8 protein-coding genes are annotated in these 10,431 nt (G+C 72.0%); 5 read left to right on the top strand and 3 right to left on the bottom strand.

Features of this window, described 5'->3' with window-relative positions; all coding sequences use genetic code 11:
- Positions 1-535 precede the first annotated feature (535 nt).
- On the top strand, positions 536-985 hold the full coding sequence (locus ACFWRV_RS31970; protein WP_384339408.1) for a PTS glucose transporter subunit IIA: 450 nt from the start codon (positions 536-538) through the stop codon (positions 983-985).
- 76 nt (positions 986-1,061) lie between these two features.
- Entirely contained in the window at positions 1,062-2,732 is a 1,671-nt protein-coding gene (gene ptsP, locus ACFWRV_RS31965) for a phosphoenolpyruvate--protein phosphotransferase (RefSeq protein ID WP_384339407.1), read from the top strand.
- A 64-nt stretch (positions 2,733-2,796) separates the two neighbouring features.
- On the opposite strand, the gene ACFWRV_RS31960 is transcribed toward ptsP, so the two are convergent.
- On the bottom strand, positions 2,797-3,744 hold the full coding sequence (locus ACFWRV_RS31960) for a hypothetical protein (RefSeq protein ID WP_384339406.1): 948 nt from the start codon (positions 3,742-3,744) through the stop codon (positions 2,797-2,799).
- Between the two features lie 42 nt (positions 3,745-3,786).
- Complete coding sequence (locus ACFWRV_RS31955; RefSeq protein WP_384339405.1) at positions 3,787-5,787, bottom strand: acetoacetate--CoA ligase; 2,001 nt, start codon at positions 5,785-5,787, stop codon at positions 3,787-3,789.
- Between the two features lie 220 nt (positions 5,788-6,007).
- Here ACFWRV_RS31955 and ACFWRV_RS31950 point away from each other — a divergent pair, with 220 nt between their 5' ends.
- Complete coding sequence (locus tag ACFWRV_RS31950) at positions 6,008-8,380, top strand: glycoside hydrolase family 31 protein (RefSeq protein ID WP_384339404.1); 2,373 nt, start codon at positions 6,008-6,010, stop codon at positions 8,378-8,380.
- Between the two features lie 54 nt (positions 8,381-8,434).
- Here ACFWRV_RS31950 and ACFWRV_RS31945 read toward each other — a convergent pair whose 3' ends face one another.
- Complete coding sequence (locus ACFWRV_RS31945; RefSeq protein ID WP_384339403.1) at positions 8,435-8,998, bottom strand: NUDIX domain-containing protein; 564 nt, start codon at positions 8,996-8,998, stop codon at positions 8,435-8,437.
- Between the two features lie 70 nt (positions 8,999-9,068).
- On the opposite strand from ACFWRV_RS31945, the gene ACFWRV_RS31940 reads away from it, so the two are divergent.
- A complete protein-coding gene (locus tag ACFWRV_RS31940; protein WP_384339410.1) occupies positions 9,069-9,866 on the top strand; it encodes a M15 family metallopeptidase in 798 nt (265 codons plus the stop codon).
- Between the two features lie 131 nt (positions 9,867-9,997).
- The gene (locus ACFWRV_RS31935) at positions 9,998-10,369 is read left to right on the top strand and encodes an Mpo1-like protein (RefSeq protein ID WP_384339402.1); all 372 of its coding nucleotides are present in this window, start codon (positions 9,998-10,000) and stop codon (positions 10,367-10,369) included.
- Positions 10,370-10,431: the final 62 nt, after the last annotated feature.

The raw sequence follows: 10,431 nt of genomic DNA, 5'->3' as shown, positions 1-10,431 counted from the left end.
GGCGTTGACTTTTGGCACGCTGTTGAGTTCTCAAGGAACGGACGCTTCCTTCGGTCCCGTATCACCGGGGCCCTCCGGGCGCTTCCCTTCGTTTTTTTCTTTGTCTTGCCGTCTTGCGTTTCCGACTCTATCAGACGCTTTCCAGTGTCTGACTCCCGGTCGAAGCGGGTTCTGCTTTTCGCTTCGAGGTAATTCGCTTTCGCTTTTCCCTTTCGGCGAGTCCGACTCTATCAGGCGTTTTCCGTCCCCTTGACCACGGTCCTGCGGGCATGCCGAAGGAGGGTTCATGGTTAGGATCTGGGCTTGAAGGTCGCCGCCGACCCCCGACTCAAAGTCGCGTTGGGGTCAGGCAGGAGTACGACAGTACAGGCCGCCGGGAGTCGAGGCAAATCGTTTCTGGTGCACCCCTAGGTCCGCCAAGCGGTAGGTCTCGGGCGGAACCGGGACTTCATATGACTTACTCTGCTGAGCAGTACGCCGTCCCCCATCAGTCGCGGCGGCGACACCTGAATCTCCACCCCCTGGGAGGCTCCCCATGACCAACGTGACGTCCCCTCTTGCTGGACGCGCCATCGGACTCACCGCGGTTCCCGACCCGGTCTTCTCCGGCGCGATGGTCGGTCCCGGCACCGCCATCGACCCCGTACGTGAGCCCTCCGAGGCCGTGTCCCCGGTCGACGGCATCGTCGTCTCCCTTCACCCCCACGCGTTCGTCGTCGTCGACGCGGACGGGCACGGCGTTCTGACACACCTCGGTATCGACACCGTTCAGCTCAACGGCGAGGGCTTCGAGCTTCTCGTGAACAAGGGGGACACGGTCACCCGGGGCCAGAGCATCGTGCGCTGGGACCCGGTCGCCGTCGAGGCCGCCGGCAAGTCACCCATCTGCCCGATCGTGGCCCTGGAGGCCACCGCCGAGTCGCTCTCCGATGTCCGTGAGGACGGGGACGTGAAGGTCGGCGACACGCTGTTCGGCTGGCAGTAGCGCCTCGGGCGCAGTCACCAGCCAGTTGCACAACCACCGCGGCGACTCGTTCGCCGCACAACCGGAGACGGGTGAAATGGAGACAACGCTGCGAGGCGTCGGCGTGAGCCACGGTGTGGCCATCGGCGAGGTTCGGCACATGGGTACGGCGGTGCTGGAGCCGCCCGCCAAATCGATCCCCGCCGAGGAGGCCGGGCGCGAACAGGGGCGCGCCCGGCAGGCGGTGGAAGCCGTGGCGGCCGATCTGGTCGCGCGCGGCAATCTGGCCGGTGGCGAGGCACAGCACGTGCTCGAGGCGCAGGCCATGATGGCGCAGGACCCCGAGCTGATGTCCGATGTCGATCGGCGTATCGCCGTGGGCAGCACCGCCGAGCGTGCCGTGTACGACGCGTTCGCCGCGTACCGGGCGCTGCTCGCCAATGCCGGGGAGTACCTGGCGGGGCGGGTAGCGGATCTCGACGACGTACGGAACCGGATCGTGGCGCGGCTGCTCGGTGTTCCGATGCCGGGTGTGCCGGACAGCGACGAGCCGTACGTGCTGATCGCCCGGGACCTGGCGCCGGCCGACACCGCGCTCCTCGACCCGACGCTGGTGCTCGGTTTCGTCACCGAGGAGGGCGGGCCGACCAGCCACAGCGCGATCCTTGCGCGGGCGCTCGGCGTTCCGGCCGTGGTGGCGCTGCCCGGCGCCGGTGAACTGGCCGAGGGCACGGTCGTCGCGGTGGACGGCAGCACGGGCGAGATCTTCGTCGACCCGACCGCCGAGAAGCGCGCGGAGCTGGAGGGCGCGGCGGCTGCTCGTAAGGCGGCGCTGTCCGCCTCGACCGGTCCCGGGGCCACGTCGGACGGGCACAAGGTGCCGCTGCTCGCCAATGTCGGCGGTCCGGGCGATGTGCCCGCGGCGGTCGAGGCGGGGGCCGAGGGTGTCGGGCTGTTCCGGACCGAGTTCCTGTTCCTGGACGACAGCAAGCAGGCTCCTTCCGAGGAGAAGCAGGTCGCGGCCTATCGCGCGGTGCTGGAGGCGTTCCCCGAGGGGCGTGTGGTCGTGCGGGTGCTGGACGCCGGCGCCGACAAGCCGCTGGACTTCCTGACGCCGGCCGACGAGCCGAACCCGGCGCTCGGCGTCCGTGGGCTGCGGAGTCTGCTGGACCACCCCGAGGTGCTGCGTACCCAGCTGACCGCGCTGGCGAAGGCCGCCGAGGGTCTGCCGGTCTACCTGGAGGTCATGGCCCCCATGGTCGCCGACCGCATCGACGCCAAGGCGTTCGCGGACGCGTGCCGCGAGGCCGGGCTGCGGGCGAAGTTCGGCGCGATGGTGGAGATTCCGTCGGCCGCTCTGCGGGCGCGGTCGATCCTCCAGGAGGTGGAGTTCCTGTCGTTGGGCACCAACGACCTGGCGCAGTACACCTTCGCGGCCGACCGTCAGGTGGGCGCGGTGTCGCGGCTCCAGGACCCGTGGCAGCCGGCGTTGCTGGATCTCGTCGCGCTGTCCGCCGAGGGCGCTCGTGCCGAGGGCAAGAGCTGCGGTGTGTGTGGCGAGGCCGCCGCCGATCCGCTGTTGGCGTGTGTCCTGACGGGGCTGGGTGTCACCTCGCTCTCCATGGGTGCGGCGTCCATTCCTTATGTGCGGGCCACGCTGGCCAAGTACACGCTGGCGCAGTGCGAGCGGGCGGCGAACGCCGCTCGGTCGGCCGACTCGGCGGACGAGGCGCGCAGCGCGGCGCAGGCCGTGCTCTCGGGCGAGTAGCAGCAGCGGTTCTCAGGGGAGGGGCCTTCCGCCGTCGGCGGGAGGCCCCTCCCCTGTGTCGTTGTCAGTGGTGGGGTTCCGGGGGCTCGGCTCCGATGTCGAATCCCGCGCAGTACTCGACGCCGGATTCCGGGGAGACGGGCTCTCCGGTGTCCGCGTCCGTGCAGTAGGCGTTGAAGACCTCGCCGGCGGTGAGCGGCGCGAGGGTGCCGTGGGCGAGGCGCCAGCCGTGGACGCGGTCCGGGCTGTCGGGGGCGCTGGTGCGCAGGACGACTCCCCCGCGCGATTCCAGGGCGATGGCCACCGCGAGGACGGTGGCGAACTCCGCGCCCTCCGCGCTGTCGAGGTGGGCGGGTCCGGTGGGGTCGCGATGGGTGTGGAGCACGGCCAGGAGCTGGTCGTTGTCCGTCGGGGTGCTGCACACCAGGTGGTGGGCGCCCGGTCCCGCTGTTTCCAGCAGGCGCATGAGGAGGTGCGAGGCGCGGTCGAACGCGGCGCGTCCGATGTCCTGGCCGCAGTCGGCGCAGGTGCCGAGGTCGGCGAGGAGGAGGGTGGCGTACTCCCAGGTGGCCTGGCGGACCGCGTGGGAGACGAGGACGGGGATGAGGTCGCTGAGGCGCTGGCCGGTGTAGACGACCGTGGCTCCGGCGGCGGCGATCTCCGCGGTGAAGCGGCTGCGGCTGGCGCCGGTGTCCGCGTCGAGTCCGGACTCCGCGCAGAACTCGGCGTAGTCCTCCGGGTCGAAGAGGGCGATCGTGGTGTGCATGCCCTGGGCTGCCAGGGCCTTGAGCAGGCCCTCGACCTGGTGCAGATAGACGGTGTGGTCGTCGAAGGGGAAGGTGCGGTAGCGCCGCATGGCCGCGAAGTCCTGCGCGTCGACGAGGAGGCCGACGGTGCTGGGTGCTTCGCGGCGCAGCGTGCGCCGCAGGGTGGTGGTGTGCGGGGTGCCGTGCCTCCTGCCGCTGTTCTTGCGGTGGGTCGCGTTGTGCTCGGTGTTGCCGGTCTGCGCCATGTGTCCCCCAGTGCGCGGTGAATCCTTGCTCACTCAGAGTAATCAGGGGGACTGACAAGAGGCCTGGCGTCGGCGGGTCGCGGCCAGGTCGGCGTAGAAGTGGAGGAGGTCGAGGTTGTCGACGGAGCCCGGGTTGACCGCCTTGGCCAGCTCGGTGCCCTGGAGCAGGCGTTTGACCGGAACCTCGATGCGCTTGCCGGTGAGGGTGTGCGGGATGGCGGGGACCTCGATGACCTCGTCCGGGACGTGGCGCGGGGAGAGGTTGTCGCGGATCGTCCGCTTGATCGCGGCGCGCAGGTCGTCGTCGAGGGTCGCGCCGTCGGCGAGGTGGACGAAGAGCGGCATCCAGTAGCCGCCGTCGGGTTCTTCGAGGCCGATGACGAGGGATTCACGGATCTCGGGGAGCCGTTCGACGGCCTCGTAGATGTCGGCGGAGCCCATGCGGACGCCCTGGCGGTTCAGGGTGGAGTCGGAGCGGCCGTGGATGATCACCGAGCCGCGGTCGGTGATGGTGATCCAGTCGCCGTGGCGCCAGACGCCGGGGTACATGTCGAAGTAGCTGTCGTGGTAGCGGCTGCCGTCGGGGTCGTTCCAGAAGCGGATCGGCATGGACGGGAGGGGGTTGGTGACGACGAGTTCGCCGACCTCGTTCGTGAGCGGCTTGCCGGCCGGGTCCCAGGACTGGAGGTCGGTGCCCAGGCAGGGGGCCTGGAGTTCCCCGATGTGGACCGGGAGGGTGGGGACGGCTCCGGCGAAGCAGGAACAGACGTCGGTGCCGCCGCTGACGGAGGCGATCCAGAGGTCGTCGGCGACCTCGTCGTGGAGCCAGCGGAAGCCGTCGGGCGGGAGCGGGGAGCCGGTGGTGGCGACGCACTGGACGCGGGAGAGGTCGAAGTCGCGGCCCGGGTGGATGTCGGCCTTGCGGCAGGCCATGACGTAGGCGGCGGAGGTGCCGTAGAGGGTGGCGCCGGTCTGTTCGGCGACCCGCCACTGGGCGCTGATGTCCGGGTAGCCGGGGCTGCCGTCGTACAGGACGACGGTGGTGCCGGTGAGAAGGCCGGAGACGAGGAAGTTCCACATCATCCAGCCGGTGGAGGTGTACCAGAAGAAGCGGTCCTCGGGGCCGAGGTCGCAATGCAGGCCGAGCTGCTTGACGTGTTCGAGCAGGATGCCGCCCTGGGACTGGACGATGGCCTTGGGCAGGCCGGTGGTGCCCGAGGAGTAGAGGACCCAGAGCGGGTGCTCGAAGGGGACCTGTTCGAAGACCGGTTCGGTGTCGGCGGAGGTGAGTGCGGCCCAGGCGAGTGCGCCCTCGGGGGCGTCGGTGCCGAGCAGCGGGATGTGGACGACGGCGCGCAGGGTGGGCAGTTCGCGGCGCAGCTCGGCGACGGTCTCGGTGCGGTCGTGCTCCTTGCCGCCGTAGCGGTAGCCGTCGACGGTGAAGAGGACGACGGGTTCGATCTGCTGGAACCGGTCGAGGACGCTGCGGGCGCCGAAGTCGGGGGCGCAGGACGTCCAGACGCCGCCGACGGCCGCGGTGGCGAGGAAGGCGACGACGGCCTGCGGGATGTTGGGGAGGTAGCCGCTGACGCGGTCGCCGGGGGTGACGCCCAGCGCGCGGAGTTCGGCGGCCAGGGCGCCGACCTGGCGGCGGAGTTCGGCCCAGCTGATGGGGAGCTGGGTGTGGGTCTCGTCGACGTGGAGCAGGGCGGGGGTGTCGGCGCGGGACGGGTCCTCGGCGGTGCGCAGGGCGTGTTCGGCGTAGTTGAGGGTGGCGCCGGGGAACCAGGTGGCGCCGGGCATCGCGCGGTCGCCGAGGACGCTCTCGTACGGGGTGGAGAAGCGGATGTCGAACCATTCGGCGACGGCGCGCCAGAAGGTGTCGAGTTCGTCGACGGACCAGCGGTGGAGCGCCGCGTAGCCGCCGTCGGCCGGGGCGCCGTACCGGGTCGCGGCCCAGTTCTGGAAGCGGGTGACGGCCGCGGCCTCGATGCGGTCGGGGCCGGGCTGCCAGAGCGGGGCGTCGGGCGTGGCTGCGGTCATGAGGGCTGCTCCCTGGCTGTACGGGTCCGCGGGGTGGGCGTGTCGGTGCCGCACGGGCCGGGATGTGCGCGTGGGCGGCTGACACGGACGATGCCATGTGATCGTCTTCGGCACCAGGGTGGCCCCCGCCCCCAGGGGTGCCGGGGATCGGCGTCCGGCATGGGTGAACGGGAGTTGAACGGACGGTTCCGCGGGTCGGGCGGGTGGCAGGGTGTGCGCCATGGACGGTCGTGACCTGGTGCGTCGGGTGAGGTTGGTCGGTTCGGTACGGGGGCTGCGCACGGTGCGTTCGGCGTGGCGGCGCAGGTCCGCGGATGCGGCGGCGCTGCGGGCGCGCGGGGCGGAGCGGGCCCGGGTGCCCGGTGCGGTGACGGGTGCGGCGCCGGGGCCCGGCGGGGGTGTGGTGCGGTTCGCCCGTTCGGAGCTGCGCATCCGTGTGTCGGTGGGCGGTGCGGTGTTCTGGGCGTGGGACGGGGCGGAGCCGCTGCCGTCGTACGCGGTGGCGGGCGAGGCTCCGGCTCCGGATCCGCGGGCGGTGCTGGAGCCGGGCAAGGACGGCGGCTGGCAGGTGGTGTCGGAGCGGCTGACGGTGGTGGTGTCGCGGGCCGGGGCGGTGGAGCTGCGGACGCCGGGCGGGGTGCTGTTGCGGCGTGAGCTGCCGCCGCGCTGGTGGGAGCCGGTGGGCGGGGGCCCGGCGCGGTGGGTGCAGCGCTCGGAGGTGCCGGCCGACGCGCGGTTCTTCGGGCTGGGCGGGCGGGCGTCGGGGCCCCGGTTGCGGGACGGGGTGTACCGGCTGTGGAACACCGATCCGGGCGGGCGGTTCGGTCCCGGGGACGATCCGCTGTATCTGACGATGCCGGTGCAGGTGGTGGTGTCGGACGCGGGAACGCATCTGGCGTTCCACGACAACTCCTGGGCGGGTCGGGTGGTGCTGCGGGAGGGCGAGGAGGGCGCCGGTTCGGGGCATGACCGGCCGGGGACGTGCGAGGTCCGGATGGAGGGCGGGCCGCTGCGCTGCTGGGTGGTGGTGGGGACGCCGGCCCGGGTGCTGCAGGGCTGGACGGCGTTGACGGGCGCCCCGGCGCTGCCGCCGTCATGGGCGCTGGGGCCGCAGCACGCCCGGTGGGGGTTCGGCAGCGAGCGGGAGGTGCGGCGGGTCGTCGACGGGTACCGGGAGCGGGGGCTGCCGCTGTCCGTGCTGCATCTGGACATCGACCACTACGACGGGCACCGGGTGTTCACGGTGGACCCGGAGCGGTTTCCCGATCTGCCCGCGCTGGCGAAGGAGCTGCGTGAGGACGGGGTGCGGCTGGTGTCGATCGTCGATCCGGCGGTGAAGGCGGAGCCGGGCGAGGTGGTGTTCGACGCGGGCCGGGCGGTCGGGGAGCGTGGGGCGTACGTCCGGGACGCGCGGGGGCGGGTGGTGGTCGGGGAGGTGTGGCCGGGGGCCTGCGTCTATCCGGATTTCACTGATCCGCTTGTGCGGGATTGGTGGGGATCTCTGTACGAGGAGCGGCTTGCGCAGGGCTTCTCGGGGATCTGGCACGACATGAACGAGCCGGTGTCGTTCGCGGCGTTCGGAGATCCGTCGCTGCCGCGCTCGGCCCGGCATGTCCTGGAGGGCGCCGGGGGCGATCATCGCGAGGCGCACAACGTGTACGCGCTGGCGATGGCACGGGCGGGGTACGCGGGGCTGCTCCGCTTCCGCCCGGAGGAGCGGCCGTTCCTCTTCTCGCGGTCGGGCTGGGCGGGGCTGCAGAGGTACGGGGGCACCTGGTCCGGTGATGTGTCGACGGGGTGGCCGGGGCTGCGGGCCTCGTTGTCGCTGGTGGTGGGGCTCGGGCTGTGCGGGGTGCCGTATTCGGGTCCGGATGTGGGCGGGTTCGACGGGTTCCCGTCGCCGGAGCTGTATCTGCGGTGGTTCCAGCTGGGGGCGTATCTGCCGTTGTTCCGTACGCACGCGGCGATCGACGCGGGGCGGCGGGAGCCGTGGGAGTTCGGACCCGAGGTGCTGGAGCACGCGCGGGCGGCGCTGGTGGAGCGGGAGCGGCTGCACCCGTACTTCGTGTCGCTGTCGCATGTGGCGCGGCTGACGGGTGCGCCCTATGTGCGGCCGGTGTGGTGGGGTGCGCCGGGCGACCGGGCGCTGCGGGAGTGCGAGGACGCGTTCCTGCTGGGCGACGCGTTGCTGGTGGCGCCGGTGCTGGAGCCCGGGGTACGGCGGCGGGCGGTGCGGCTGCCCCGGGGGCGGTGGTACGACACGGCGACCGGGCGGGCGTACGAGGGCCCGGGCCAGGTGCTGGTCGACGCTCCGCTGTCGGGGGTGCCGGTGCTGGCGCGGGCGGGCGCGGTGGTTCCGGTGCGGGGTGCGGACGGCGGACCGGAGCTGGAGGTGTGGGCGCCCGCGCCGGGGCGTACCGGCGGCGGGATGGTGGTGCGCGACCCGGGCGACGGGTGGGCGGAGGCGGAGGTCGAGCGGTATGTGACGCGGTGGGAGCGGGGCCGCGTGGTGGTGGAGCGGCTCGGCAGTGAGGGCGGGGTCGGCTGTCGGGTGCGGGTGCGGGGGGTGCCGGACGCCTCCCAGGACTCGTAGTCGATCTGTCGTCGCCGCCCGGAGAGCCGACCGGAGAGCCGCCGGCCCGTGTGCTCAGCCGTAGCGGCCGGCGAACCAGGCGTCGGCGGCCTCCGTGTGCAGCGGGAAGGCCAGGGGGCTGGGGCCGTACAGGATGGTGTAGCCCGATGTCTCGTCGGTCGGGGTCGAGGGCGGCAGGCTCGCGAGGGGGCGGGGCGGGAGAAGGCCGAAGACCAGGAGGTGGCCGTCGGTGTCGCTGAGGACCTCGGCGAGCCGGACGTCCTGGGCGTCGGCCTCGATGCCGGTCTCCTCGCGCAGCTCGCGGACGACCGCCGTACGCCAGTCCTCGGCGTGGTCGATGAACCCGCCGGGCAGGGCCGCGCCGCCCTTCTGCGGCTCGATGGTGCGGGTGATGACGACGAGCCCGGTGGAGCGTGGGCCGGTGACGGGGAGCAGGGCCACCGCGACGGGGAGCGGGTTGCGGTAGGCGGTGGATCCGCAGTGCGCGCAGATGCGGGGCCAGGCGTCGGCGGAGGGGAGGGCGGTGTACGGGGCTCCGCATGTGCCGCAGTGGGAGTCCCGTGCGTACCGGGGCGGCTGCGGGGCGGTCGGGGATGGGCTGTTGCCGGGTTCGGACACGGGCGGACTGTATCGAACCGGTTCTTCCCCGTGGGCCGCCCAGCTGATAGACGGTGTGCCCATGACAGGAATGCGTACCGCTCCGCGTGCCCTGGCCGTCACGGCCGCCGCTCTCATCGCCGCCACCGCCCTCTCCCCCGCCGCTCAGGCGCGCCCCGAACCGCGGGCGCCCGAGGAGTTCGTGGCGCTGCGCTCGGTGGATCCGACGATCATCCAGGAGATGCGTTACACCACGGCGCACACCTTCATGGGCGAGCGGGTGGACGGCTACCGGCAACCGGTCTGCATCCTGACCCGGCCGGCCGCGCGCGCCCTGCACCTGGCGCAGAAGCGGCTGTTGCGTCAGGGGTATTCACTGAAGGTGTACGACTGTTACCGACCGCAGCGGGCCGTGGACCACTTCGTGCGGTGGGCGAAGGATCTCGACGACCAGTCCATGAAGGGGGAGTTCCATCCGCGGGTCGACAAGACCCGGCTGTTCGAGGACGGTTACATCGCCGAGAAGTCCGGGCACAGCCGGGGCAGCACGGTGGACCTGACCCTGGTCGAGCTCCCCGCCCTGCCGACCCGGCCGTACCGTCCGGGTGAGCGGCAGGCCCCCTGCTTCGCGCCGAAGGGCGAGCGGTTCCCCGACAACTCGGTGGACATGGGCACGGGTTACGACTGCTTCGACACCCTGTCGCACACGGACGATCCCCGGGTGCGGGGAGCCCAGCGCGCCAACCGGCAGTTCCTCAAGCGGACGTTGACCGAGGTGGGGTTCGTGAACCTGCCGGAGGAGTGGTGGCACTTCACGTTCAAGCCGGAGCCGTTCCCGGACACCTTCTTCGACTTCCCGGTGCACCGCCGGTCGGTCGCCGGGCACTGACGGCGCCGTCCGCCCCGAGGGGATGAGGAACGGGCGACCGGGACCACCCCCGTGGGCTCCGGCCGCCCGTTCTTCATTTCGGACGCGAAAGGGGCGTGTTCGGTTGCCGATCGGGCGACTACGGTGCCCGTATGTCACAGCAGACGTTCGATACGTACGAGGAATTCTGGCCGTACTACGTGGCGATGCACTCCCGGGCCGCCACCCGGTGGGTCCATCTGACCGGCACGCTGACCGGGCTCGCGATCTCCGCATACGGACTCGCGCGGGGCCGGAAACGGTATCTGGCGGCCCTGCCGCTGATCGGATACGGCACGGCGTGGCCCGCGCACTTCCTGATCGAGAAGAACAACCCGGCGACGTTCGGGCATCCGGCGTGGTCGCTGCGCGGGGACGCGCAGATGATCCGGACGATGCTCGCCGGCCGGGACGCGGAGCTGGCGGAGATCGCGGCGAAGTGGCTGGCCGAGCACGGGGAGGGCGGGGAGGACAGGCTCGGCTGAGGAGGCCGGGCCGGACCCCTCGCCGGACACGGGCGCCCGTGGCACACTTCTGACGTTTCGTC

Source organism: Streptomyces sp. NPDC058576, assembly GCF_042718715.1.
GTDB lineage: Bacteria > Actinomycetota > Actinomycetes > Streptomycetales > Streptomycetaceae > Streptomyces.
Note: the sequence above shows the minus strand (reverse complement) of the source record. Positions and strands in the feature narration are given on the sequence as shown.

Bases quoted from the DNA above. Each gene is read 5' to 3' on its own strand.
- ACFWRV_RS31970 (WP_384339408.1), top strand. From the start codon at position 536: ATGACCAACGTGACGTCCCCTCTTGCTGGACGCGCCATCGGACTCACC.
- ptsP (WP_384339407.1), top strand. From the start codon at position 1,062: ATGGAGACAACGCTGCGAGGCGTCGGCGTGAGCCACGGTGTGGCCATC.
- ACFWRV_RS31960 (WP_384339406.1), bottom strand. From the start codon at position 3,744: ATGGCGCAGACCGGCAACACCGAGCACAACGCGACCCACCGCAAGAAC.
- ACFWRV_RS31955 (WP_384339405.1), bottom strand. From the start codon at position 5,787: ATGACCGCAGCCACGCCCGACGCCCCGCTCTGGCAGCCCGGCCCCGAC.
- ACFWRV_RS31950 (WP_384339404.1), top strand. From the start codon at position 6,008: ATGGACGGTCGTGACCTGGTGCGTCGGGTGAGGTTGGTCGGTTCGGTA.
- ACFWRV_RS31940 (WP_384339410.1), top strand. From the start codon at position 9,069: ATGCGTACCGCTCCGCGTGCCCTGGCCGTCACGGCCGCCGCTCTCATC.
- ACFWRV_RS31935 (WP_384339402.1), top strand. From the start codon at position 9,998: ATGTCACAGCAGACGTTCGATACGTACGAGGAATTCTGGCCGTACTAC.